General features: G+C 45.1%; 24 protein-coding genes and 1 pseudogene. 6 read left to right on the top strand and 19 right to left on the bottom strand.

Annotated features, from left to right (window positions below; all coding sequences use genetic code 11):
• Positions 1-132: 132 nt before the first annotated feature.
• The 10 genes and pseudogenes from BK126_RS30355 to BK126_RS17120 all read right to left on the bottom strand — a co-directional run.
• Positions 133-307, bottom strand: a pseudogene (locus tag BK126_RS30355) (VOC family protein); the annotation flags it as partial.
• The gene (locus BK126_RS17160) at positions 300-869 is read right to left on the bottom strand and encodes a GNAT family N-acetyltransferase (protein WP_076313778.1); all 570 of its coding nucleotides are present in this window, start codon (positions 867-869) and stop codon (positions 300-302) included. The gene BK126_RS17160 and the pseudogene BK126_RS30355, both read right to left, overlap by 8 nt.
• Positions 870-1,613: 744 nt before the next feature.
• On the bottom strand, positions 1,614-3,632 hold the full coding sequence (locus BK126_RS17150) for a bifunctional diguanylate cyclase/phosphodiesterase (protein WP_076313776.1): 2,019 nt from the start codon (positions 3,630-3,632) through the stop codon (positions 1,614-1,616).
• Between the two features lie 187 nt (positions 3,633-3,819).
• Positions 3,820-4,665, bottom strand: coding sequence for a membrane protein insertase YidC (gene yidC / locus BK126_RS17145; protein WP_076313775.1), 846 nt, complete (start codon positions 4,663-4,665; stop codon positions 3,820-3,822).
• Positions 4,563-4,967 (bottom strand): hypothetical protein, encoded by a 405-nt coding sequence (locus tag BK126_RS29140; protein WP_143757742.1) that lies wholly within the window; start codon positions 4,965-4,967, stop codon positions 4,563-4,565. Before BK126_RS29140 ends, yidC begins: the two co-directional genes overlap by 103 nt.
• A 170-nt stretch (positions 4,968-5,137) precedes the next feature.
• Complete coding sequence (locus tag BK126_RS17140) at positions 5,138-5,326, bottom strand: hypothetical protein (RefSeq protein WP_076313774.1); 189 nt, start codon at positions 5,324-5,326, stop codon at positions 5,138-5,140.
• Between the two features lie 187 nt (positions 5,327-5,513).
• On the bottom strand, positions 5,514-6,659 hold the full coding sequence (locus tag BK126_RS17135) for a copper amine oxidase N-terminal domain-containing protein (RefSeq protein WP_179085559.1): 1,146 nt from the start codon (positions 6,657-6,659) through the stop codon (positions 5,514-5,516).
• 160 nt (positions 6,660-6,819) lie between these two features.
• Positions 6,820-7,320 carry a CYTH domain-containing protein gene (locus BK126_RS17130; RefSeq protein ID WP_076313772.1) on the bottom strand — a complete coding sequence of 167 codons (501 nt, stop codon included), beginning with the start codon at positions 7,318-7,320 and terminating at the stop codon, positions 6,820-6,822.
• Between the two features lie 71 nt (positions 7,321-7,391).
• Complete coding sequence (locus tag BK126_RS17125; protein ID WP_076313771.1) at positions 7,392-8,057, bottom strand: HD domain-containing protein; 666 nt, start codon at positions 8,055-8,057, stop codon at positions 7,392-7,394.
• Positions 8,058-8,104: 47 nt separating this feature from the next.
• The gene (locus tag BK126_RS17120; protein WP_076313770.1) at positions 8,105-9,718 is read right to left on the bottom strand and encodes a DUF4153 domain-containing protein; all 1,614 of its coding nucleotides are present in this window, start codon (positions 9,716-9,718) and stop codon (positions 8,105-8,107) included.
• A 116-nt stretch (positions 9,719-9,834) separates the two neighbouring features.
• Here BK126_RS17120 and BK126_RS17115 point away from each other — a divergent pair, with 116 nt between their 5' ends.
• Positions 9,835-11,553: an ABC transporter substrate-binding protein gene (locus BK126_RS17115; RefSeq protein ID WP_076313769.1), complete on the top strand. Its 1,719-nt coding sequence runs from the start codon at positions 9,835-9,837 to the stop codon at positions 11,551-11,553.
• Positions 11,554-11,921: 368 nt separating this feature from the next.
• On the opposite strand, the gene BK126_RS17105 is transcribed toward BK126_RS17115, so the two are convergent.
• Positions 11,922-12,830 (bottom strand): DMT family transporter, encoded by a 909-nt coding sequence (locus BK126_RS17105; protein WP_076313767.1) that lies wholly within the window; start codon positions 12,828-12,830, stop codon positions 11,922-11,924.
• Positions 12,831-12,979: 149 nt separating this feature from the next.
• Between BK126_RS17105 and BK126_RS17100 the strand changes: the two genes are divergently transcribed.
• Positions 12,980-13,885: a helix-turn-helix domain-containing protein gene (locus BK126_RS17100; RefSeq protein ID WP_076313766.1), complete on the top strand. Its 906-nt coding sequence runs from the start codon at positions 12,980-12,982 to the stop codon at positions 13,883-13,885.
• 89 nt (positions 13,886-13,974) lie between these two features.
• Here BK126_RS17100 and BK126_RS17095 read toward each other — a convergent pair whose 3' ends face one another.
• A complete protein-coding gene (locus BK126_RS17095) occupies positions 13,975-14,301 on the bottom strand; it encodes a hypothetical protein (protein ID WP_076313765.1) in 327 nt (108 codons plus the stop codon).
• Between the two features lie 106 nt (positions 14,302-14,407).
• A complete protein-coding gene (locus BK126_RS17090) occupies positions 14,408-15,256 on the bottom strand; it encodes an AraC family transcriptional regulator (RefSeq protein WP_076313764.1) in 849 nt (282 codons plus the stop codon).
• Positions 15,257-15,383: 127 nt separating this feature from the next.
• Here BK126_RS17090 and BK126_RS17085 point away from each other — a divergent pair, with 127 nt between their 5' ends.
• From BK126_RS17085 to BK126_RS17075, 3 genes are all read left to right on the top strand, one after another.
• Complete coding sequence (locus tag BK126_RS17085) at positions 15,384-16,382, top strand: Gfo/Idh/MocA family protein (RefSeq protein WP_076313763.1); 999 nt, start codon at positions 15,384-15,386, stop codon at positions 16,380-16,382.
• Between the two features lie 49 nt (positions 16,383-16,431).
• Complete coding sequence (locus BK126_RS17080; protein WP_076313762.1) at positions 16,432-17,376, top strand: aldo/keto reductase; 945 nt, start codon at positions 16,432-16,434, stop codon at positions 17,374-17,376.
• A gap of 131 nt (positions 17,377-17,507) precedes the next feature.
• Entirely contained in the window at positions 17,508-18,071 is a 564-nt protein-coding gene (locus BK126_RS17075; RefSeq protein WP_076313761.1) for a maltose acetyltransferase domain-containing protein, read from the top strand.
• A 24-nt stretch (positions 18,072-18,095) separates the two neighbouring features.
• Here BK126_RS17075 and BK126_RS17070 read toward each other — a convergent pair whose 3' ends face one another.
• Both BK126_RS17070 and BK126_RS17065 read right to left on the bottom strand, forming a co-directional pair.
• A complete protein-coding gene (locus BK126_RS17070; protein ID WP_076313760.1) occupies positions 18,096-18,614 on the bottom strand; it encodes a glycosyl-4,4'-diaponeurosporenoate acyltransferase CrtO family protein in 519 nt (172 codons plus the stop codon).
• Between the two features lie 26 nt (positions 18,615-18,640).
• Positions 18,641-19,762, bottom strand: a complete 1,122-nt coding sequence (locus BK126_RS17065; RefSeq protein ID WP_179085558.1) for a glycosyltransferase family 2 protein — start codon at positions 19,760-19,762, stop codon at positions 18,641-18,643.
• Positions 19,763-19,932: 170 nt separating this feature from the next.
• Between BK126_RS17065 and BK126_RS17060 the strand changes: the two genes are divergently transcribed.
• Positions 19,933-21,453, top strand: a complete 1,521-nt coding sequence (locus tag BK126_RS17060; RefSeq protein ID WP_076313759.1) for a phytoene desaturase family protein — start codon at positions 19,933-19,935, stop codon at positions 21,451-21,453.
• Between the two features lie 140 nt (positions 21,454-21,593).
• On the opposite strand, the gene BK126_RS17055 is transcribed toward BK126_RS17060, so the two are convergent.
• From BK126_RS17055 to BK126_RS17040, 4 genes are all read right to left on the bottom strand, one after another.
• Positions 21,594-23,102 (bottom strand): glycoside hydrolase family 43 protein, encoded by a 1,509-nt coding sequence (locus tag BK126_RS17055; RefSeq protein ID WP_083655973.1) that lies wholly within the window; start codon positions 23,100-23,102, stop codon positions 21,594-21,596.
• 114 nt (positions 23,103-23,216) lie between these two features.
• A complete protein-coding gene (locus BK126_RS17050; RefSeq protein WP_076313757.1) occupies positions 23,217-24,116 on the bottom strand; it encodes an alpha/beta hydrolase family protein in 900 nt (299 codons plus the stop codon).
• Positions 24,113-25,471 carry a glycoside hydrolase family 28 protein gene (locus BK126_RS17045; RefSeq protein WP_076313756.1) on the bottom strand — a complete coding sequence of 453 codons (1,359 nt, stop codon included), beginning with the start codon at positions 25,469-25,471 and terminating at the stop codon, positions 24,113-24,115. The genes BK126_RS17050 and BK126_RS17045 overlap by 4 nt, the downstream gene beginning before the upstream one ends.
• Positions 25,468-26,634, bottom strand: a complete 1,167-nt coding sequence (locus BK126_RS17040; protein ID WP_076313755.1) for a glycoside hydrolase family 88/105 protein — start codon at positions 26,632-26,634, stop codon at positions 25,468-25,470. The genes BK126_RS17045 and BK126_RS17040 overlap by 4 nt, the downstream gene beginning before the upstream one ends.
• Positions 26,635-26,688: the final 54 nt, after the last annotated feature.

The raw sequence follows: 26,688 nt of genomic DNA, 5'->3' as shown, positions 1-26,688 counted from the left end.
TCCCCTCTCCATGAAATATATGGAATATTATAGCTTTCAATTTCAGATATTTCCACCGTCGTGAGTATGTTGTTATAAACAGTTCCTGCCTTCTACAAGTTATAATCCTATTTGTCCATCTTATTAATCACTATTTGTTGTTCCCAAATGTAATGGACCATTACCTTCAGTAGGTGTTCCTTCAGCAACCTGTAACCAGCACCAAGGAATTAGTTCCCACTCAGTAAATCCCTCATGTGGTATAACGTCAGGTTTTCTAATTTAAGAGAATTTCATACCACTTTTGTCCCACTTCAATATTAGATATCCGAACTAACTAGAGCATATATATGAGTATCTCTTGTTTGACTTTTATCTACTGATAAATCATCACATCTTAATGTACCTTCTAATTGAAAGCCTATCCGTTCTGGAATAGCCTTACTTTTATAATTTAAAGTATCACAACGAATTTCTACTCTTCTAGCCTTCAACTCTGTAAAGGCAAAATTTGTTATCCCTTGCACTGCTTCAGTCATATATCCATTTCCACTCTTACGCGTATCAATCCAGTAACCGATTTCGAATTTACCAATCTCCCAATCTGGCCTATGCAATCCAGATGAACCAATGAATTGGTTAGTTTCTTTATCAAATATCAGAAATCTCAGATCTTCTCTCTTAATAAACTTTACATGTGCTTCTCGTAAATTTGCTTCAATTGTCAGTTCACTTTGTTCGTATTGTGCAAAAGGTAACCATTGCTTGAGCTTATTGATCGATGAGATTATACTTTCGTACACTATTTTGCCATCACCAGGTTGAGGTATTCTGATCAATAGCCTTTCTGTTGTAAATTGGTTTGGAAAGTCAATTAGTATTGGATTCATTCTTTAATCCCCTCTGTATTTATTTTTTATTTGTTTTATCCGATCTTTAATTGATTTCCTATGACTCTCTTATCTCAGAAATTCAGAAATTTCCTCACACAACCAATATCTACGAACTTCAGACAACCAGATTATCTGTTCAACAACCATCACAGTGCTTCTACAAAAATAATGCATGATGTCTAACTTCCTAATAATACAATGAACTCCTAATCTAGTAACCTAGCTCTTAAGTTTATCTCAACCATCCCTTCTCTAGAACAATACCAAATAAGACTGGTGGAATGAATGAACTCAAGTAGAGCATATACCAATTCGGATCGAATACGAAGTACAGTAATAACCCTGAAAGTACGCATATAAATAAATAGTAGAAGATTATAATCAGCCGTGATAATCCTCTCAGCCGATCATGCAGCAGCAGCATTACAAAAAAGAATAGAAATATAATTATCGTAAGTGGAATGATCAACCCTATAAAGAAAGAAAAGAAGCCGCTAACCGAACGAAAATAGGCATTAAAACCGTCATCGTGTGGATTCATTGAGCTAAGAACATACAAGGTAATTATTTCAGCTATGGTGCTAATGAAGACCCATAATACGAATTTGCTAAATTTTTCAGATTCCTCATTCTCGTTCACACTAATCCCTCCCTAGAGTAAAGACGTTTCGTCTATAGTGAAAGTTGTTAGCTCCATTTAAAAAAGAAAGACCGCCATATGATGGCAGTCTCTATGTATTCTTAACTACTCACTTTCTCCGGTACTTGGAAGTCTTGAATCCACTCTCCAATCTGCTCATTCTTCATCGGTTTTCCATAGTAATAGCCTTGCATGACATAACATCCAAGCTCAGTTAGGAACTCGATATGCTCCTCGTTCTCTACACCCTCCGCGATGACTTCGAGATGGAGCTTCTCCGCCATTAATATAATAGCGTGAACAATCGCACGTTTGCTGGGCGTGTCCAGATCGTAAGTGAATAGACGATCGAGCTTCAATGTATCAATAGGAAGTCGGTCCAGCAAGCCTATTGAAGAATATCCTGTGCCAAAATCATCCATCGAGATACGGACTCCTGTATTTCGAATTCGATGCAGCTGCAGGATGATATCATTGATATCGTGGAAGACCATAGACTCCGTAATTTCGAGCTCAAGCATTTCTGGCTCAAGCCCAGTCTCCTGTAGCACCCATGGGATTAACTCCGTCAGATTATCGGTCTGAAACAACCGAACCGATAAATTGACCGAGATGGGCTGATAAATCCCCTGTGACTGCCATTCTTTACACTGGCGGCAAGCTTCTAACAGCACCCACTTGGTCATCGGTATCACAAGTCCTGTCTCTTCGGCAATCGGAATGAATTCACCTGGAGATATCTGGCCTAATCGAGGATGCTGCCATCTAATCAATGCCTCAAATCCGACCAAGCTGTTCGTCCTCACATTACACTTCGGCTGGTACACCATATAGAACTGCTGCTGCTCGATTGCAAGCTGCAAATCCTTCTCCAGCTCCATCTTCCTTACTTCTTTGACACCCATATCCTCCGTATAGATGCAGTACTGGTTCTTGCCGAGTCCTTTGGCCTTGTACATAGCGGTATCCGCATTTTTCAGCAGACTAGACCGTTCTGTATGCTGAATAGATCCGACACTGATTCCAATACTGCCCGTCACATAGAGCTCATTTCCTTCAATGCGATGAACCTTCTTAATTTCTTTGACAATCCTCTCCGCATAAGCTTCTGCTTGCTGTAGGCTGCAATTTTTAATAATGAACAAGAACTCATCTCCACCGATTCGAAAAACCTGCAGATCAACATTTGAAAACGGTTTTAAGCGAGACCCCACCTCCTGAATGAGCAGATCACCGATGTCATGACCCAGGGTATCGTTAATCGCTTTGAACTGATCCAAGTCCAGAAATAACACCGCCAGCTCTTCATCATCTGCATAGGTATCAAAGAATCGATTCATCTCATTACGATTAGGCAGCCCTTTAAGACTGTCCTCGTAGGCCATTCTCTCAAGCACATGGCGGTCAAGAAATAAGGCGCACCATGACACTAGTAAAATAATGAATGTTGATACCGTCACGCCGTATAGTAAAAACAAATCCACCGAAGCTGCGTGATCATGTATTGGCATCTGTTCATGACCTGTGAATGTAGCGGCCTTCATACCTGTGTAATGCATTCCGCAGACCGCAAAGCCCATAACGATGGAGGATACCCATTTCAACCAGCTGGCAGAGGCTTGATTCCGGAATTTTAAGAACAAGAACAGCGCTGCATACGATGCGGCGTAAGCGATGATGGCGGACAGGATCCAGAGCACGGGATCATAGCTGATGTCCATCGGCATAATCATGGCTTCCATCCCGACATAGTGCATCATAATGATCCCGCTGCCCATGAAGAACCCACCGAATGCAATTTTCAACCGGCTGACATATTGAGGCTTGGTGATGTAAAACGCAATAAAGGAGGAAACGACACTCGCCACCATAGAGAGCACCGTAAGCCACACATCATATTTCACGGCCGTGTGAACATGAAAAGCCAGCATTCCGACAAAATGCATAGACCATATTCCAGCTCCCATCACAAGAGCTCCCGCAAACAGCCAGAATAGCTGCATTTTGCCTTTGGAATTGGATATTTTAGACGTGATACTGAGCGCAGAATAAGAAGCCAAAATGGCAATAATAACGGAGAGCACTACAATATAGTAGTTGTAACCCCCTTGAATAATCATTATTTCACTCCTATGTATTCAATAATGTGTCGATCAGAGCATGATAATAGAGCAGACTCTATATAATATCGTCAGAATGATCAGAACCATTTAAGTGATTTTATATAAGATCAGTAACACTGCGTTATCCTTCTCAAGCAAAAAAGCCCTTCTACTTCTTAAACGAAGTAAAAGGGCTTTATCCTGATTAAGCCGGGTTCGTGCCTTTGGTCTTGGGTGCTGGGGAAGCAGGACTGTCATCTTCAACAAGCTCCATTGGATACAGCTTTTGGAACAGCAGGGTCTGAACAATAAGAAAAGTTCCTCCGGCCATCCAATATAATGGAATCGCTGCAGGTGCACTGATCGAGAAGAACGCCATCATAATCGGAGATATATAGCCCATTATAGCAAACTGCTTCCGCTGCTCTGCAGGCATGTTCTTCATCGAAATTCGGGTCTGCAGCAAGTAGATCGCCGCTACAATAATCGCCAGAATCACATCCGGCTCTCCAAGTGTGAACCACAAGAAGGTGTGACTGCTCATTTCCGGCATAAGCCTAATGGCGGTATATACACCAGTCAATATAGGCAGCTGAATTAGAATCGGCAGACACCCAATATTAAGCGGGTTGAACTTGTGCTTCTTGTAGAGCTCAAGCATCTCCTGCTGCATCTTCTGCGCACTTTCCGGATCTTTCTTATTCTCGTATTTTTTCTTGAGCGCATCCAGCTCTGGCTGCATTCCCTTCATCACACGCTTCATGTTTTGCTGAGATTTCGTCTGTCTGAGCATGAGCGGGAACAGCAGCAAGCGTACAACAATCGTCAATACAATAATCGCAAGCCCGTAGCTTCCCTGAAACCATCCCGCCATATGAGTTATGACATAAGATATTGGAAACACAATGTAATGATTAAAAAAACCAGGCGTACTACTCGTAATCTCTGTTACATTCGAACCGCAGCCTGATAACAATAATGCGATGAGCACACTTGCGATAATGCCGTATAACCGTAACGTCCGTCCAGGGAATCCTTTTGATTTGTCCATTGATATCCTCCTCGTTGATCGATCTTGCGTGTTATCAACGAGTGAAGGCACTCATCTGAATCATCATCAGGAGAAATTTTAATTCTACGAATCATTCTTAATATGGAGCGTACAGCCCGTTTTTCTCCAGTCAGGCGCTGAGATGGAATGAATTCCGGCCATTCCGCAGTTCGCCTTATCCCAAATTCCTCGAGTCTTCCCATCAGATGAAGCAGCGATGCACAGGTAACGGCAAATACCAAGCCGGCAGATGCCAAATATGGAATCAAATGATGCAGATCTTGAAGCTCAAACCATAGCAAAAGGATTCACCTCCTTTAGATATCTATCATTATACTCTTTTTAATCCCAGGATATAAGGGGAAGCTTTCGCCAACAAAAAAAAGCATGTCGTCGTAAGCATACGCCTCCATGCTTTGGATCAGCTGCTGTTCAGCCTATATTTAATTAAAGCGCTCATTCTCTCCATTCATTACACGTGCATCATCCGTAAATAATGCTGTGTATTCTCCGCTGCTTTTTCTTCCTTGTTGTCAATCAAGCCCTGCTCTGTCCAACAATTGAGGCAATCTTCTTCTGTAGCGCATAATGCCGCATCCTCACAGGTATAACAGTTCTGTAAATACAAGCGGGTTATTTGATCGGGCATTAACTCTCTCATGACTCTCATCTCCTTCTTATCTCTTGACTACAATGTAACATGAATCCTATTGTTAATTTGTGATTATTTTCACATACATATAAAAAGAGTTGAGGTAACCCGATTGCTTGTAAACGGGATGCGGACCGACTGCTGATAATGATATGAAATGGATTGAACTGCGGCCCTTTTGACTACACTAGAAGCACTATAAGGAAGAAATATTTATTGATTTCGTATACTGCTTTCCACTCAGTCCTTCTGTAATTTTAAACTCCAAATTTTGTTCTGTTCTTCTTAAAAAATAGATTTCATCACCATAATAGGGGACATCGTTATTATCTGCATATTGCTGCTCTTCTAATGGAAGCAACTCCTTGTACAGTGCAATTCGTTCCCCTGTCCGCCTATCAATATATGTTAGGAGACCTTTGGTATTGGAGCGAATTAAAAAGAAATCATCCTCCACTGCTTCCACAGCATATTTACCCTCTACTCCGCCGAGCTCGATCAGATCATAGGTTTCCTTCACAGATCCTGTATGGTCCTCTAATATCCGAAGCTTTATCCCATCGGTAAGCACAAGTTCTTTTCCGTTCACAGATACTGCCGCATTATTTGCGAATCGTTTAAAATAATTTACCTTGGATTGCCTGATTACTGCACCGTTCTTCATGATCACGGTAAATACCTGCTGTTGAACCATGGGCTCGCCGTAAATATCTGTGATCCTTAGGATAATGAGCCCTTGATTTGTTTTTGTAAATTCGAAGGTATGTGGATTATATGTTTCTGTTTGGAAATCATATAGCTGTTTTGTTACACCTTCGCTATTCGTTGCTGATAATTTCCCGTCACTAGAAATACGATAATTCAAACCTCCGTAATGACTCTTGTTGTGACCAGAATAGATATCCGAAGCAACAATGGTTTTCACTTCAGGTTCATATTTCAGACCCGTACCTTTTAGAGCGTCTACCAAGAACTTAGCAGGCACAAAAACTTCCTCGTTCCTTGTCCTTGGAGAACCCTTCATCCTCGTACTTTTACCATTTAACACCGCTGTATTGCTTCCAATCCGAATTGCAAAGGAATACACCTTGCCTCTTACTGTAATACGATTTCCGTTTTGAACAACGTTTGCTCCTAGCTGCTCGGCTATTGTCTTCAAAGGCAAATAGGCTAATCCCTTGTCTACGACTGTACTGCCGCTGATTAATTCATTCGAATCCAAATACAGTTCATATTTTATGTCCGTATCTGCTCTGACAGCAGTCGGCTCTACCGAGTATGCTGATAAAAGGATGGCGCTGGCAGCAAGGGCCGCACCTGCTTTTTTGAATCCCGAGTTCATTTCATATCCCTCCATTTATTCAAACCTCATAGAGCTTAACGTCTAAATAATAAAATATGTTTCAAGATAGTTCGTGTATATGAGAAAAAAGCCGGCTTTCGCCGACTTCTATCTCCTGCATACGACCAATTCTGATGTATTCCAGACTGCTCATGTTCTATTACTCGCCCCGGTTCTGCAGATCACTCCATACTTTCTTATTACTGTACTCCTTGCTCGTACTAATATCTTGGCCGAACCATTCCGGTGCTTTGAAATTCTCTGCTTCCTCTAGAGTCAGGAATTCCACCTCCAGCACCGCCAGCTGGATCTGGTCATATTCATCGATCTCGATTACTCTGTTATTCCACGCAGCGGTAGTTCGCTTCTTCGTCAGCGGAATGGTCCCGTGAGCCTCCATAATCTGCTTGTACAGCCCTTCCGAGATATGGTATTCGACTTCCTCTCGTGCCAAGCCCCACCCTTTCTTGAAGGTATGGGTATATTCTACTTCGTTTGTGCTCAGATCTGTTATCTTCCGGGCTCTCAGCTCCTGATCCCCGTCCAACGCCAGATACGTCTGTTCTATAAACTGCTCTTTCATAATGACGATATCTCCAGCTTGTATTAAAGCTATTGGATAGGCTGTAAGCATAAATTTGCGTTCGATCTCTACTCCCATTGTGATGTAGCTCCTCTGTCTTCTAATTTATTTGCAACTACCTATATCAATTTCATATGTCCTTTAACTGCTTATACCACTTCACCTTCCCATTCGTTAAAAAATTGCTCCAAATACTGCTCCATGAAGGCATGCCTATGTTCTGCAAGCTTTCGTCCATACTCGGTGTTCATTAGATCCTTTAATTTCAGAAGCTTCTCATAAAAATGATTAATTGCCGTGCTCTCTTCATTGCGATATTGATCTGTCGACATGGCTTCTCTTGGCTTAATGGATGGATCATAGATCAGATGACCTTTGGCGCCTGCATAGACAAACGCCCTGGCAATGGATATCGCCCCAACCGCATCCAGCCTGTCCGCATCCTGGACCACTTGACCTTCAATCGTGCGCATTGGCGGGTTATGACCGCCATTGTAGGACATGGTGGAGATAATCTCCAGAATATGCTCCCGATCTTTAACTGCTATCGAATGCTCCTGAAGCCAGTTCTCAACCTTGGCCATTCCTGCCTCTTTGGAAGGATTCAGCTTCTCATCAGCGATGTCATGAAGATAGGCAGCAAGCATACAGACGAACATGTCCGCATGCTCTGCCGCAGCTATTTTTTCAGCTGACCTTACGACCCGGTGAATATGCCACCAGTCATGGCCTGTTTTCTCCTGCCCCAATTCATGCTTCACATATACCTCAGCCGACTGCAATATGTTTTGTTCGATTTCTGACAAATTCTTCATCCGTTAATATCCCCGCGATCTATATGTTGTAAGAGAAAGATATGGCTCTACTCCTGTTCAAAATATGCCTTCAGTGCCTGATGTGCCCGATATTCGGCTACGTTGAAGGAAGGCCAAGCTTGTTCTCTCTCATTCAGTCTATTATAGTCTGCCTTAAGATCATTTTGAATCTCGGGATACTCCCTGCTGAACTCAATGAGCACAGGCACAGCATCCATGGACAATGAGCTAAGGAAATACGGATCCATCTTTTGGTGGATATGGTACCGCTCGATATTTTTCTCGGCAATATAGGTGTCCATCCCTGCATAATTAATCGCAACATACGCTGCAAACCCGAAGACAATATAGCACTTGGCCAGAGGAATTCGTTCAAAATGGATCCGCAGACCGGCAATAACCATAAGTATGGCGAGAAGCAGCATGAACGCATGCACGAGATATCGGAGATAAGTAAAGCCATAGGCTTCTTCATACAATGCCAATCTGGAAAAGGCTGAATACAAAATGATGATCGAACAGATTACGAGAATGTAGAGCAGCACTTTTTGAATAATTCGAAGTACGCCTGAGCCACTATCGTCCGTATACAGGAGTACCCCCATCAGAATTCCAAAATTAAGCAGCGCGACCAGCATCAGCTCGGCAAAGCCCCTTCTTGCATAATCCGCATAAGTCATGCCTTCGGGCAGCGCTCCCTCAAAGGCTCCAAATAAATAAGTGAACTGCAGAATAACGAACACCAGGTAGACGACATTCACCATCGTCAGAACGGTGGAGGCAATAATCGGATCCAGTCGAAGGCGATGAGAATCAGGCCCGCTCTCTGATATTCTATCCTTGGTACCCGCTGTTTCTGCTAATGATCTCCACTCAGGTTCCCCCTTCGATAGATCTCCTTCTTGAGGAGTGGCGATGTCTGCTTCTTTCCAATGCGCCGTCTCCGGATCTGTCTTCCTCACGGACACTGGATGAATAAATCCGTATACATAACCGAAGAAGAACAACGTGAACAACAAGATCCACATGAATCGAAAAAATCCTTCACTATAGGTAATTTCATCTAACCACCTCGGTATACCGAACATCACTCTCTCAAACATACCGTCAGCAGAAGACAGCAAGGAGATCACAATAATGACAAGCGGTGCGGAGATGGCAAGACCGAATACGATTTTACGGCTGACGGCTCTTGAGCCTTCATTAACCCGCTTGGAGTATGCAGAAGTGACACTGGTAAAGGCAGTAGGGATATGTCTAAGGGTCCTTGGAATTAAATGCGACAGTATATCTTTAATAATTCCAGTCTTCCACCAAACCTGAGGATTGTAACCCAGCAGCAATGTCACATGGTAAGCAACCAGGACGGGGAGGATCAGGATATTGAGCACATAAAATATCGGATTATCAAAGAGTAAGTAAGTTAACGACAGCATGAAAATAACTGCAAACAAAAAAATAGCAAAGGGTGATAGTCCGTGCAGCCGATCCCCGGCAAATCCCAGCACATAGCCATAGAACAGTAGGATAAATACAGGAATGGATACTCCAGGTGCATGTTCGAAGAACAAATACTGGTGGATGATCGCAAGAATCACAGCACCTAGGAGTGTGAATAAGCTGCGCGCAGGTGATTTTATGACAGGTAAATTTAACTTCATTTGAGCGTCCCCCAAAACTTTAGGTTTATAATCCTAATTTTAGGTGATAAAATATGAAAATAAATAGAAAATATACTTATATAAGTTTCGTATTTTAGTAAGGGGCTGAATAACGAATGAAGCTTCATTCCCAATTTTTACGACTGCATGGTTACTATGGAAGCGAAGCAAGCGTACAAATTACTCTCGATGAGATGGCAGAAACGCTGGAATGCACACACCGCAATGCCCTTAATATTATTCGTAAAATGGAAGCCGAAGGCTGGATTGAGTGGCATTCACAACGGGGACGAGGTAAGCGCTCTGAGCTTAAATTTCGGGTTGATCCAGAGGAGATTGCCGCCATCTCCATGATTAAGGCGATTGACCGCCATGAGATCAAGAAAGTGATGGATGATATTAAGGAATATACAGATTCTGCAAAATTGCCCGGTCGTCTACAAGGATGGCTTATGCGATATTTCGGACATCACACCCAGGTGAACGAGGATAAAGAGCAGATTGATATTCTTCGCCTGCCATTGCGTCAGCAAATTCATACGATGGACCCGCTGGCTATGAATCTGCTGGCAGAGTCTTTTGTCGCAAGTCACATCTATGACGGACTTCTGACTCGGAACGAGACGGGTGAAGTCACCCCTCATCTTGCTCATGACTATGATGTCAGTAAGGATCGGATGACGTGGGTATTTTATTTGCGCAAGGATGTTTACTTTCATCATGGAAAAACGCTCACTGCTGACGATATCGTTTACACCTTTGAGCGATTAAGACTGCATCAAGAGCCTTTGCTGTATAATTTTATCGTTCAGTCCATCGCATCCGTTACAGCGCTCAGCAGCACCTGTGTTAGGTTTACGCTGAACACTCCGAATGAGCACTTTTTGCCGTTCTTGTGTACAAGCAGGGCTGTGATCGTTCCTTCCGGCCTGGATGAAGCAGCAGAACACGATGAGATCCGATTCAGTGGAACGGGCCCTTTTAAGGTAACGGAGTTTAACTCCAGCATGTGTATCCTTGAGGCGTTCTCGGCTTATTTTATCTCGCGTCCTCACCTGGATGTTGTGGAGATTATTCAGATTCCTTGGTCACTGCCCGAACAGAATACGGAAGCCCAGGACGGAGCCAACCCGCTCTTCCATGTGCTGCTTGGCACCAGCAAAATTCAGCAGAACCAGAGCCAGTATAGTTCACATACCTTGGTACGCAAGCTGCTGACCTGCAATACGAGAAAAGAAGGACCGCTGAAAGATCCCAAAGTACGCAAACATGTGTTTCAGTGCATTAAGTATGAAGAGCCGGTCGGAGCCGCAATCCATCCAGAAGCTCTGCAGCCAGATGACGTAGACGGCACCTACCTTGTACTTATCACGATTCCGCAATATCGGCCGGACGCGATGAATATTAAGGAGCGCCTAGAGCGATTTGGTTACGAAGTCAGAGTAAAGGTGTTTATGCCCAAGGATTTTAAAGGTCCTATTCGGATGGAGTCGGATCTCATTCTGTTCTCTCTCCTAATGGACTGGGACGAGTCTCTCCGACGTCATGACTTGTACTTAACTTTATCCTCCCATGTAGAGTGTTCTGTTGAAGACAACCTATTAAATGGCCTAAACCAGATATTGTTGGTACGGAGCGCAGATGAGAGATTACGTATGCTGCAGCAGATCGAAGAACAACTGATCGAACAGGATCATCTGTACGTCTTGTACGACCGTCCCTTTCAGACCTCCTTCCTTCCCTCCGTCCGAGGCATCAGGCCCGGATCACAAGGATGGGTTGATTTGCGGTATCTCTGGTTCCCGCCTGACGTGGGACAGATTGAGTCGATTTAGATAAAAATAGCAGCAGTCAAGTGATAGGTGGAACTCCCCCCTGCTTGAAATGCTGCCTTTTTTTATCTTCGTTTTATCGCTTTTACTATAAGATCGACAATTATACCGATCACAAGCCATCCGACGATATTAATCAAGTAAAGTGCTAACATGCCATTGAATTGACGTCCAATGGAGGTGTAACTCTCAATAAACATCAGATGAGGACTCGTGAAATATAGTAATAAGTTCTTGTCATCCTCACCTATAGCATTATATAAGCACACGAATAGACTGAATAATGGTAACCAAAATCTAAACTTCTTAAGCATTAAATCAACTCCTACGACAGGCTCTTCATGTTAGTTAGATCATCATTATACATCAAATCAGTTCGTACGCTGAACACTGTACTTCAACGATTTTGACCAGAAATACAATCCCATACCCATTAGAGTCAGCATGCCGCCTATGAGCTGAAACACAGATATCATTTCCCCCAAGAAGAAATAAGCAAGAATAATGGCGAGCACCGGCTCCCCGATGATCCCTACTGAAACGGTAGTTGCCCCAATAGAATTCAACAATATATTAAAAATGTATTGGCCAAAAATAGTCGGAATAATGGCAAGCAGCAAAAAATAGATCCAGTCCGATAGGTGATATTGAACCAGCGAATAATTTTGAAACAAATTATAGATGAGCATCACTGTGCCACCAATAAAGAAGACAATAATGCTGTAAGCATTGGCATCGATTTTGTTGCTTACTTTTTGGCCCATGAGTAAATAAGCGGACACGAACAGGGTACCGATGAAGGACAAGCCATCTCCAAATAAAGCTTCTCTTGAGATGCTGATGTCTCCCCATGCGATGAAGATGGAACCAAAGAGAGCAATGATCATGCACAAAACCGTCAGCAGGCTAACACGTTCCTTGAACAAAAAATAGGAACCGAGCATTACAAATAACGGCTGCAATGACAAGATCACCATAGAGCTTGCAACAGAGGTGTAGACGAGTGATTCCATCCAAAACAAAAAGTATAACCCTAAAAATACACCAGCAAGAAGAACGATACAGCCTTCTCTTTTACTCAGTTGAATGGAAACGAGCTGTTTCCTCGGAACGAACGCGAGCATGATGATAACGGAGATGAAGAGTCTGTACATCCCAGCCACCGAAGTCGGTGTATCCGAGAATTTGATCATGATGGAAGATATCGAAACAGATAATATACTGATAAACAACAAAACAAATGGATGCGAAATCATGGATGGTTTATTATGTTTTAACATGGCTCCTCCCAGTAATCATAGTTACAAATTTGATTATCTGTGCACAGATAAGCCGAAGCTGGATATAATAATATCATCACCATTTGCTATTTTGTGTAAATATATCATTGAATTATATAGAAATATCGTCAATTAAAGGAGCCTTACGATTGAAAAAACAATTGCACGAAACCATCCAATACCCTGACGAGAGATTTCCTTACATTATGTACACCCATTCCATCCGTGAATCAATTCCGCGAGGACGGGGATTTAATGATCTGCATTGGCATGAGGACTTGCAATTCACTTTAGTGACCAGAGGGAAATTAACAATTCAAATTAATGGAATTAATTATGATTTGCTAGAAGGACAGGCTATTTTTATTAATAAAGGGGTTCTTCATATTGTTACGCACTTAACTTCAGACGGCCAGTATGTCAGTTTTAATTTTCCTGAAAAGCTGCTCGCTTTTTACTCTAATAGTGCGATGGAGAAAAGCCATGTTCTTCCCTTCACGAATTCTTCCCTGCTGTCCGTTGAGATCCCGGGGAATGAGGCGTGGCATAATGAATTCCTGCAAATCCTCTGGAAGCTGAAGAAGAAATTTGATTCACCAAAAAAGTGGGGATGGCAGTATGAAATTTCCATAGATACGGTTCAGCTATGGCTTATCTTCATCTCTCATATTTCAGTATCTTCAGAAGAGTCTTCTAAACATAACAAACTACAGCAGGAACGAATGCAATTGATGCTTAGCTATATCCACCAACACTACACGAGCACGATAACGTTGAAGGAAATTGCAGACGTAGCGCATTTAAGTATTTCGGAGTGTACCCGCAGCTTTAAGAAAAGCATACATAGGACTCCATATACCTATCTAGTTGAGTACCGCATTAAGAGAAGCTGCGAGCTGCTAGAATCTACCCAATATACGATTACAGAGATTGCCCAGAAGGTTGGGTTCAATCATGTGAATCACTTTATTCAGTCGTTTAAAAAACATCAGCAGATGACCCCAAAAGAATATCGAAACAACAAAACGCACAACGATATTGAAAAAAGCCGCTAGAATGAACTGATCCTCTAGCTGTTAGAATGTTGTCCAGCAACGGGAGTTCAGTTTAAGTCAGCGGCCTTAATGTAATTACTATTCAGTTCCTATCTCCGAATGATAATGTACACTCGGTTCGCGATCCACAAGATTAAACAAACCGTTCCGGAATAAAACAATCCATTTAGAAAATATGAAAAAGGAATAATGCTGCTCGGATGCTCTCTTGGATCAAGCAGTCCAAGCTCAAATGGAAAAGCGCCCTCCATTGGTGTCAGTGTCGTATGCTGAACGAGAAACGGAAAAGGCAGCCCAAGCTCATGATGGTTTAACTGTTCTGCATCCGTAATCAATTTGGAATCGAGCATGGGTGATGCCGCCGCTAGCAAGAAGCCAAGTATAATGGATAGTAAGACGAGTGTTCGTAATCTCATAGATGTAATATTCCTTCCAGGTTGTATTAAACGTCATGCCATATCAATGTAACGCGAAAGCACGCCATAAGTTGCGTCTCAAATCATTGGAAAATATCCTAAACTTTCAATTCGTCCTGCCAAATAATCTCCGATACTCCGTGGGTGTAACGCCCTCATGCTCCAGAAACTTGCGGTTGAAGTAGCTGCTGCTAGGGTACCCCGCTTCTGAGGCGATGTCTCCTATTGTACTCTCTTCCTGTACCAGTAGCGCCTGCTTCGCATATTGGAGTCTGCACTGGGTTACGAAATCCATAGGTGTCATATTAATGGCCTTACGGAACAATTTGCAAAAATAATGAACGCTAACTCCCGCTTTATTTGCCCACAGTTCAAGCTCGAACGGCTTTACCGCCTCCTGTTGAAGCTCAGGCAGCAGATCTAGAATACGCTGAATGGATCCTCCGGATTTACTGCCATTACCCGTGCGCGGGACAGCCTGATGGACAAACTCCGTCACGACGGCAAAAGTAAGCGTAGACAGCATTGTAGGATTCAACATTTTGTTATTTTCCGCTTCGGTCAATAGCTCGAGATGAGCTTTTTCCCACTCGGCCCCATTCCGCAGGGTCCATATTCGATGATGCTGAAATCCCTGATCCAGCATATATTCTGTCATATTGCTTCCATAGAAGTGAACCCACCGAATGTCCCAAGGCTCTTGCTCATTGCTGAAATATCGCTGCTCCTGCAGCGGGAAGTACAAGAAGGCATCACCCGCACCAAGCTCCTGCAGCATGCCATCAATTTCGATGTAGCCCTTACCGGAAGCAATATAGTGAATATTAAAATTGTTTAATGCTCCCTTCTGTCTTGTCACCGTATGTTTAGGCATATCGCTGTACATTCCTACCGATTCGGGATAACAAAAAAACCGAGGATTTTGAGTTGTGACCAAGTGACTTTGCCGCTGCATCGCCTACTCCTCCAATGTAGAACAATATTGTGTTATTCGAACACAAAATCGTATTATTTTAATTTCATTCCAAATTCAATACAATGACAATATCATCATAATATTTAGTCAGGAGGATATAAAGCATATGAGTAAAAAACTTCGATGGGGTATACTCAGCACTGCCAATATAGGAAGAAAATCCGTCATTCCCGGACTGCAATACTCCCAGTTTAATGAAGTCACTGCGATCGCCAGCCGGGATCAAGCAAAAGCAGAAGAAGCCGCCAAGGAACTGAACATCCAACATGCTTATGGCAGCTATGAAGAGCTGCTTGCCTCAGACGACATCGATGCTGTCTATATCCCATTGCCGAACCATCTGCATATGGAATGGACGATCAAAGCTGCCGAAGCAGGTAAGCACGTGCTGTGTGAGAAACCCATCGCGTTAACGGCTGAGGAAGCGGAGCGAATGGTAATCGCTTGTGAGCAAGCAGGCGTTCATTTGGCTGAGGCATTCATGTATCGTCATCATCCCAGATATCAAATGATCAAAGATGTAATCGCTTCCGGTGAGATCGGCACCGTTCGTGGTCTCCATGCAAACTTTACATTCAACAGCGGAGAAAGTACAAACAACATCCGCTTTAACAAGGAGATGGGCGGCGGGTCTATATATGATGTCGGCTGCTATCCAATTAGTGCTGCCCGCTTCTTGACCGGACTGGAGCCGGATGCCGTAACAGCACAATCGTTCTTCTCGCCGAAGCACGGGGATGTAGACATGATGACTTCCGGCTTCCTCGAATTTCCGAATGATGTCTCACTGATCTTCGATTGTGGTATGTGGGCGTCCTTCCGAAATCGGCTTGAAGTGCTTGGGACGGACGGAACCATTGAAGTCCCATCTGCCTTCGTTTGCAGTCATGACAGCGAAGCAGGGTTTATCGTGAATGGCAAGCTGGGCAAACGTGAGATCGAGGTGCCGGTCATTAATCAATACTCTGCTATGGTCGATCATTTTGCCGATGTCGTCTTTGAACGCAGTACACCTGCATTTACACCGTCAGATGCCGTCCGCAATATGAGAGTCGTTGAGTCCGCTCTTGTCTCGGCTACGAAGCGGGAAAGAATTACCCTCTAATTAGTCAAGAAGAACAATTCTGCACATTACTCTTAAGGAGGAAACGGTTATGGAATATATTTCGATTCAGGGATCAAAGAAGCCTATTTCTCGTTTGATTAAAGGTTCCGATTATTTCATGCATGAAAATTATGATCAGGTCGTGACCAATATTGAAGCATTCTTGGCCATCGGCGGCAACACGATCGATACTGCACATATCTATACCGGAGGTCAAAGTGAAGAGGTTATCGGACGCTACCTGCAGGAGTCAGGCAATCGGGACAAGATTGCCATCTTCACAAAGGGGGCTCATCACGACAGACAGGGCCCGCGGGTGAACAAACAGGCTATTGATCACGATCTGGCTGTCAGCCTGGAGCGTCTGCAGACCGATCACATCGAGCTGTACGGCCTTCATCGGGATGATCCGTCTATTCCTGTCGAGCATATCATCGATGCACTGAATGAGCATATTGCTGCCGGCCGGATTGGAGCCGCAGGTGCATCCAACTGGAGCTGGCAGCGTCTTACGGAAGCGAATGCATATGCGGCAAGCAATGGACTTGCCGGTTTTACATTCAGCAGTCCGAATTTAAGTCTTGCCAAGGCGAATGAACCCTTCTGGCCGGGATGTGTATCCGTCGATCAAGAAACGAGTAAGTGGCATGAAGAAACCCAGCTCCCTCTGTTATCCTGGTCGTCGCAGGCCCGAGGATTTTTCACTGGTAAATTTACACCTGATAACAAGGATGATGCTGATCTTGTGCGTGTGTTCTATAATGATCAGAACTGGGAGCGGCTCCGTCGAGCGAAGCAGCTTGCAGAAGATAAAGGCGTTACCGTCATTCAGATCGCACTGGCGTATGTACTGAATCAGAACTACCCTACCTGTGCCTTGATCGGCGCACGCAATCCAGCGGAGCTGGCTTCCTGCGATCAAGGGGCCAACGTTCAGCTGTCACAGCAGGAAGTAGAATGGCTGGACTTGACAAGTGAAGGTGTTCAGTACTAGCAATCCATAGGGATCACCGTCATCGCTGCAGTCATAAGAAGGAATGAGTTCACGTACTTCCTCCTTGCACGAGATCTTATATTTCGCGATAATCATATATTGAATGAATTACGCCAGGAGGAAAGTTCACCATGAGGACAGAAAAAGAGAAAATGCTTGCAGGGGAGTTATACTTGGCGGGTGACGCCGAGCTTACAAAGGATCGTGAGCACGCTAGAAGGCTGACCCGGCTCTACAATCAGTCTATTGAAAGCGACCGCGAGCACCGGAGTGATCTGCTTCGTAAATTGTTTGGAAGTGTTGGAGACAATATTTATGTGGAATCGACCTTCCGCTGCGATTATGGATACAACATTCATGTCGGAGACGGCTTCTACGCCAACTTTGACTGCGTTATCCTTGATGTGTGCGAGGTGAGAATCGGTAAAAATTGTCTGCTTGCGCCAGGTGTACATATTTACACGGCAACGCATCCACTTGATCCAGTGTCGCGCTGTGAACGATATGAGGAATTCGGCAAACCGGTTACCATTGGAGACAACGTCTGGATCGGCGGCCGCGCAATCATTAATCCAGGGGTAACCATCGGGAATAACGTCGTCGTTGCCAGTGGAGCCGTTGTCACCAAGGATGTGCCAGACAACGTCGTCGTTGGGGGCAACCCTGCCCGCATCATCAAATCCATTGAAGTATAAGCACCTTCTATCAGACCCAGGCGATCATCTTGTGCCTGGGTCTATTTGTACAACAGAATCGCTGGACATCGGAGCTGTTCTTCTATCCAGAAGACGGAGGATCCGAGCCCGGTTATACCGGAGGGCAAATATGCAGGGCAGATTGGCCGCCAGCGCATATAGGACCATCATCATCCCAACCATGGGACTATTCCAGAGGAAGAACAAAGGTGCAGGCAGCATCGAAATGAGGTGGCACCATTCCCCACGATGAGCCTCTAGCTGGTACCGCTCCAAGTAGGCTTCACTCCTCTCTTCGATCCTTTTTTTACGAAAGCCTTGCTTCGACCAGCCTCCACCGTCAGGAAGACGATTCTTCCAAGCTTTGATCTTCAGCGCGTTCGTGTAGAATAACAGTTCCTTTTTAGAAGCCGGGTATCCAGTGACTGCAAACCAGCGATCCGGCAGCCTGGCGTGAACTGCAGTCACAAGCAGGTGAATGAGAAGCCAAGCCCCTGCATTGACTCCTATATTACATATAACACTCGACATCTGTGAATCCATGGACATCCCTCTTCTGTTCGTTATCCTTATTGATTCTCCTCAGGATCAAGGGTCAGCTCCCTTCCCTTCCAGCGAACCTGCCTGTTAACAAAGGTGTGAAGTATCGATACGGAGAATACACTGAAAAAAGCAAGCAGCGGGACCGGATAAAGTATGGCCGATATAGCTCCGAACTTCCCTACTTTGCCAAGGAGCCCTGCCATAAGTGCTGAATACAGTCCGTACACAACAACAGACATGATGCCGTAGTCCCAGGATAGCAGGGATAGAGCTGCCGTGAATGCACCCATCAGAAATAGAACGACAGTAAAGAGCTTGGAGAATCGAGTTGCTGCTGCGCCGGAAGCCATACTCTTAATCCAGCCCTGAAACAGCTCTCTAACGCCTCCCGGATACATCCGAAAATGAAGCGCTCCTCTGCCAATATAATTAACAACCGGATATCCTGCGGCTTCAAATCGAAGAGCCAGTGCATGATGATCCAATATCTCACCCTTTACCTGCTCATGTCCGCCGACGTTATCATAAGCTTCTCTGCTGGTCACTACACATGGACCGTAAGCTCCTGTTCCCTTCTTGCCGCTTCCGGCAGACACCGCGACAATGATATTAAATATCCCGGACAGCTTCTCGTAAGCAGACCAGGTGTCATGAAAAGGCTGAACGGACATCAGGCCGGATGGATAAGCATCTACCAGCTGACTAAGCCCACCCTTCTTCAGATAAGTATCCGCGTCTAGAAAGATCAGCATTTCTCCGTTCGCAGCCGCCGCCCCTCTCCAGCAGGCATGACATTTTCCCATCCAGCCTCTCGGAAGCGGACCCGCTTTAATGATCATGGCCCCCCGACGGTGTGCGATCTCGGCCGTACGATCTGACGAATTATCATCCACGACAATGATTTCATCTTGTGGATTCATCTGTTCTCGCAAGGACTTCAGTAGCCTGCCAATATTTTTTTCTTCATTCCGAGCAGGAATGATCACACTTATGGTCATTCTCTTCGCTTCGTGCGCCGATTTACCAAGGGATTGCTCTCGATCATTATTATCTGCTAGTTGCCTTAGGCTGCTTCCCGGCAGCAGCCTAAGCTCTGACCATAACAAGATGCCGGAGATCAGGCCAGCCAATATCCATATCAGTGACATCACATGCATCCTCCTCTATCTATGAGCAGGAAATTGAACGTCACCTGCCGTTTATTTCATCTCACTTCCGGTAAGTATGGTAATTAAGCATTTTTACTTCAATTATGATCCGTACATCACCTACTTTATACGGTGCAACGAGATCAGAGAACGAGAAGAGGAGAATAAATATGCGCAAAAAAATGATTGTCATCGGCGGAGGATTGGGCGGGCTGTCAGCAGCTATGAGACTTGCAGCCGATGGTCATGAAGTAACTGTCCTAGAAAAAAATGAACGTGCCGGGGGTAAGCTGAATGTTCGATCCGGTGAAGGCTACTCCTTCGATACAGGTCCATCTATATTGACGATGCCATGGGTATTGGAACAGCTGTTTGAGAGCACTGGACGCCAGCTATCCGATTATATGAAGCTCGTACGAATTGAGCCGCAGTGGCGAACTTTTTTTGAAGATGGTGTATCCATTGATGTGACCAGTGACCTGCCGGAAATGCTGTCCACCATTAAAGAAATCTCCACGGAGGACGCCGCAGACTTCTTGAAATATCTTCAGTACTGTCAGAAGCAGTACGATATGAATCGACGCAGCATTTATGCCAGAAGTCTCTCAGGTCTTGATGAGCTTCGCGGGATGCATTCAATCAAAGAGCTGCTGGCGATGGACCCGCTTCGTACCATGGCACAAAGCACCGACAAATATCTAAAAGACAAGCATTTAAGACAGCTGTTTAACTTCTTTATTATGTATATTGGCTCATCCCCTTACCATGCTCCTGCTGTCCTGTCTCAGCTCATCTATGTGCAGCTGGGACTCGGGATCTATTATGTGGAAGGCGGAATGTACAATATAGCTAAGGGAATACTGAAGGTTCTCCATGAGCAAGGCGTAACTGTACGTACCGACGCCAAGGTAACGAAGATTAACACGAAGGATAATATAGCAACTGGCGTAACGCTGCACGATGGAACCGTGCTGGATGCAGACCTTGTCGTATCGAATTTGGAGGCCATCCCAACCTATCATTCGTTATTGAAGGATCAGAACGGGGCTCTGAACTCAGCTAAAAAGCTGAATAAATTCGCGCCAACCGTATCCGGGCTTGTTCTGCTATTAGGGGTCAACAAGAAGTACGAGCAGCTGCTCCATCATAACTTCTTCTTCTCTCAGGATCCGGCGAAGGAATTTGATGATATCTTTAACAAGGGCATTCCTTCCAATGATCCAACGGTGTACATCGGGGTTTCCAGTAAATCGGACGCCACTCAAGCTCCGGAGGGAAAAGAAAATTTGTTCGTCCTCACCCACGTTCCGCCGCTTAAGCCGGGTAAAAGCTTCGAATCCAATGCAGAAGAGTATCGGGAGCTTGTCCTGAATAAGCTTGAACGAATGGGACTTACGGATATACGCCAGCACATCGAATTCGAGTATACTTTTATCCCCGACGATCTTCAGCGGTTATATGGCGCTAATGGCGGTTCCATTTATGGTGTGGTCACAGACCGTAAGATGAACGGTGGATTCAAGGTGCCCAGCCGCAGTGATTTGATTGAGAATCTGTTTTTTGTCGGCGGGTCTACGCATCCAGGCGGAGGCGTTCCTATGGTTACTCTATCTGGCCAGCTAACTGCCGATCTTATCAAGGAACAGTACTCAAAAACCGCAAAGTCAGGAAAAGCCAAAAAAGCGAACTGAAGCTTTCATATGAGCGATAAGGTTTGAACCTGTGTCAGCTCGTATGTATGCATAAAAAATAAGGCACGAGTCTCTTTTTTGGATGAAAGATGACTCATGCCTTGTTTATTTTTGTTCACTGTCATTTATTTGTGCTTTAACTATTTCTGGCCTGTATAACGAAAATATGAAAAGTCCGCATAGCTGCCCATGAACTGATTCATATCATGAGCTGCAATTCCAACAAAGTTCCCCGTGAACCCTCCGGATAAAAATCCGACATGATGGGCCTCACCGAGCTCATTCCATTCGCCTTCCTCTGTCCGGTAATAGAATTGTCCATTTACGCCGGATACATCGACAGCGAGCTGTAAAGGCTTACCCTCTTCAAGCTTCACGATGACGGGCTCCAGTGTAAATTCATCTTTTTCACAGCGCATAAGACGCAGCACTTTACCCAGTTCTTTCTCTCGAGTTACATAAGCAAACCAATAATTGTCTTCGTTTAAATACAGCATGAGTCCTGCCATTTGCAGATACATCGCTGGCTCGTAGTCCAGCTCTGTTTCGGCTCGGAAATGCGTATCCGCCTGTCGAACTGCTAAGATATGATGCTCGAACAGACTTTGAGCCGATTCTCCTGCATGAATTCTCAAATAACCGGGTCTTTCTGATAAATTGCACCATCGATCGTCTGCCACGATACGAAGTGTATTCCACTCGGGCCTCAACCCAGCTCCCGTAAAATCATCATAGAAGTCTGTGCTGCGCTTCCCTCTAACCACCGCACCCTTGGGAAGCGGAACCTCTGTCTGAGGTGAGTGACCACCAGAAGTTAATCGAAGCCAGCCTTCTGAATCCCAGTAGACCTGCTGCAATGCGGTTTCCCTGCCCAGAATAGGGTACTTTCCTTCAACCGGCCGAGTGCATAAATGAGCCATGTACCACTCACCCTCAGGCGTTTCAATCAAGCTCCCATGCCCGGCGCACTGAAGCTCAAGCTCCGGGTTATCACTTGAAGTCAGCATTGGATATTGAGGATCCACTTCGTAAGGACCGAGCAGCTCCGTAGACCGGGCTACTGTAACCGCATGTCCGCTGCCCGTTCCACCTTCCGCTGTAATTAAGTAGTAATATCCGTTTCGTTTATAGATATGAGGAGCTTCCGTCTTCTTGAGCGGCGTACAATCAAAGAGCTTAATGGGTTCTCCAATCAATCTCTGCTGCTCCGGATCGTATTCTTGAATGACAATTCCGCTGGACTTATTCCCTTCCGTAATTCGATAATCCCACAAGCAGTTTAACAGCCATTTTCGCCCGTCGTCATCATGATACAGGGATGGATCAAACCCGCTGCTGTTCAAATAGATGGGCTCTGACCATGGCCCTGTAATTGACTGGGATGTAATGAGGTAATTATGGGTGTCTTTAAAAGGTCGTTTTGTGCTCTTCACATCGGTATACATCAAGTAATACAGACCTTCATGGAAGCTTAGCTGTGGAGCCCAGATACTGCAGTTCTTGGGATTACCCTTAAGGTTCACTTGATCTGTTAACACATCCGTACAAAACTCCCAATCCGCCAGATTATCCGATTGATAGATTCGAACACCCGGCAGCCATTCGAAGGAAGAAACCGCAATATAATACATATCGTTCACACGGATCATACAAGGGTCAGGATTAAATCCGGGAAGTATCGGATTCTGAATGGTCTTGATATTCGTCTCTTTCGTATTGTTCGTAATCAAGCTAACGCCTCCCTATACAAGATGAATAGTAGATTACAAATATTTGACTAAGAAATCCTTCCAGGCATAACGCATCTCTGCGGTTTCCATATGTCCCGATCCGGTCTCTATATGCTGCCAATGCTCAGGATATCCAGCCTTCTCATATGCAGATTCAAGGCCATCAGCCAGCAGCATGACTCCTTCATAAGGACATAACCGATCATCCCGCCCGTTTAGGCTCAGTCTCGGGCGCGGGACGATCCTTTCCTGAATGGAAAGGGTTGTGAAATGCTTAAGCAAGCCGGGAACATATGAATAGAATCCGTGATGATCAAGGCCCCTCTTCATAATCAAGGTGTGGGCATCGACCTGACCACAAATATCAACGACCACCTTGATTCGATCATCCAGTGCCGCAAGCCACCACGACATAAGTGCTCCCATAGACATGCCGATCGTACCAATGCGGCTGGAATCTATATCCTCTCGTGTACAAATATAGTCAAGCAAGCATTGATTATCACGAAGCATTCTGCCCCATAATACTTCTCCCCGCCACAGCATTTCTTTGACAAGCTCGCTTTCTGTTCGGCCGGAGCGCTCGTTGAATCCGCGCATATCCATACAACAAGCCGCATATCCCATAGAGGTCAGTGTCTTGGCAAAGGATGGCTGCTGCAGATAATGACTGCTCGTTAGAAATTCGTTGCGTCCTCCCGCATAATTGCCGCCATGGGAATGGTTAAATACAACGACAGGATATGGACCTTTCTGGTTTAACGGAAGCGCCATTGATATAGATACCTGCTCCATTCCATACAGTTCTAGCATGATTGTCTGAAGAAGATAGCCCTCCTTCTCCTCTTCAGTCAGCAATCGTGAGTTCGATACGCCTCCTTCAGGAAGCTCTCCTAACAGCTGCCACAGTGGATCTGCCTGTGATGGCTTCATACCGGATTCTCCTGAGAAGGCTTTACCGCAGCTTCATGAATGAGCTCTTCTGCACGGTCCGTATTTCTCGACTCACAGCCCTCAAATTTAACGGTGTCTCCATTCTCCACATAAAAGGCAGGCCCCTGATGATTCTCGATCGTCACGTTTCGAAACCGAACATCCCTTACATTCCCAAGGAAGAACCCTCGATTGTTCATCTCTTCGATTCCCGCCATCATCGCAGGGACAGCGGGTGTCGCATTTTCTGCCATGGTAATATCAATCTGATCAAATGTAATTTCAGAGACATATTGCTCTGCCAGACCATAGATAAACCCTGCTGCTGCATGAACGTTACGGGCCGTAATCCCTGAGAAATGAATCCGCCGAAATCGTGGAGTTTCAATCGTCACAGGATACGGATTTTTGTCCCATACATATTTGTCTGTTCCGCGAGGACCGCAGAAGTAGTATAGATTTAATATAAATGGACAGATGACATCCTCCATGACGATATTGCTTACGCGAATATCTTCAACCGTGCCGCCACGTCCCCGTCTTGACTTAAGACGAATGCCCCGGTCCGTATGCTTGAAGACACAGTTTGATATCACCACATTGCGCACATCACCGCTCATCTCGCTGCCAATAACGACAGCTCCATGCCCATGAACCATTGTACAGTTCGTAATCGTGATGTTCTCACACGGAACTCGGTGAGCTGTATCCTCCGTACCTGCTTTGATCGCGATACAGTCATCTCCGACATCGATATGACAATTGCTGATTCTGACGTTCGAACAGGATTCGGGATTAATGCCGTCTGTATTCGGTGAATCGGCGGGATTCAGAATCGAGAGATTATCAATAGTGACGTCATGGCATAGAATCGGATTCACTGTCCAGCTTGGCGAGTTAAACAGCTGTACATCCTTGATCGTGACTCGGCGGCAGCTGTCGAAGCTGATCAGCTTCGGTCTAGGATATGTGAGCTCCTCCGGACGATTCCGCTGCTTATCCCACCACAGTGCACCATTGCCTTCAATCCGGCCTGTCCCTGAGATCATTACATTCTCCAGCTGTTCACCATAGATACAGGAAGCGTGAACCTCCCGTTTCACACCTTCCCAGCGAGAGGTGACTACAGGATAATCCTCTGGCTTGTCACTGAAGGACAATGTAGCGCCAGGACTTAAATACAGATGGATGTTGCTCCGAAGTATGACTGCTCCAGTAGCATAAGTACCCGCAGGGATCACTACCGTTCCTCCCCCTGCTGCTTCAGCAGCAGCAATAGCCGCTGTAATGGCTTTGGTGGACAGCTGACTGCTGTTTTTATGTGCACCGTAATCATCAATGTTATAGATGGTCATTGCTGAGCTCCTCCCGTTACGGGCAGACTTAACTCACCAGCCTGAACCAGCTCCTCGTATTCAGCACAAGCCAAGAGGAAAGCACCGAGTCCCTTCTGATCATTCGTAATAATCGGTTCGCTAATGTAATACGCATAGGTCCCATCACGACGATCTGCACCACCCAGTCCCGCCACTTGACAAGTCTTGTTAAGATTGAGCCAGCCTTCCTTGGTTTCTAATATAAATTCAGCAATGAGCCCCTGGAATGCCCGCTCTAATGAATTGTTCCATTCAGAACCGAGAAGTCCCAGTCGAATTCCCTTCGCCATCGCATAGGTGAACATGCTGGAAGCCGAGGCTTCCAAATAGTTACCTTTGCGTCCAGCCTCATTCACAACCTGGTACCATACTCCGGAATCCGCATCCTGAAAGTCTGCTACTGCCGTCAGCGTATCCTTGAATATTCGTTCGAGCTCGTTATAGTCCGCATGCTCCTTAGGCAGGAGCTCAAGAACGTCAGTGATGGCCATGAGGAACCAGCCCAGTGATCTGCCCCAGAAATTCGGTGACAGTCCGGTACTCTTGTCGCACCACGGCTGTACACGTTTCTCATCCCAAGCGTGGAATAATAACCCGGTTCTGTCGTCTCTCGTATGCTTCTCGCATAGAATGAATTGCTTCGTTACGTCACCAAGATCCCCCTCGGACTCAAACGTAAGCAAATACTCCAAGTAGAACGGGGAGCCCATATATAAGCCATCCAGCCAGATCTGATAAGGATATATTTCTTTATGCCAAAAAGCCCCCTCGGAAGTCCGGGGATGCGTCAGCAGCTGCTTCCTCAAAGTAGAGGCTGCAAGTTTGTATTTATCTTCACCCGTTTCCTCATACAGGACATATAGAAGCTTGCCATTATTCAAGTGATCAATGTTATGCTCGTCCTGCCTATAGCCTCGAATCGATCCATCCTCCTGAATGAAGTGATCCATATTGCTCTTAATATAATCGAAGTATTTCTGTTCTCCGGTGGTACGCCATAAGCGCTCAAATCCTTTGAGGATAACCCCGTAATCATAGGACCACTTCTCGTTATATCCTTTATCCTCATACAGCCTTGGTGTCCGCTCCATAATAGAATGTGCCATTCTGTGCGCACAGCTAGTCTGGTTTGTTTGATTCATCTCAAATACATCCTCCTTTGTGATCGATAAGCCGCTCCGTCTTCAATAGGTCCT

The sequence above is a fragment of the Paenibacillus sp. FSL H7-0326 genome (assembly GCF_001955535.1).
Lineage (GTDB): Bacteria > Bacillota > Bacilli > Paenibacillales > Paenibacillaceae > Paenibacillus > Paenibacillus shunpengii.
This window is presented reverse-complemented; position numbering and strand designations above follow the sequence as displayed.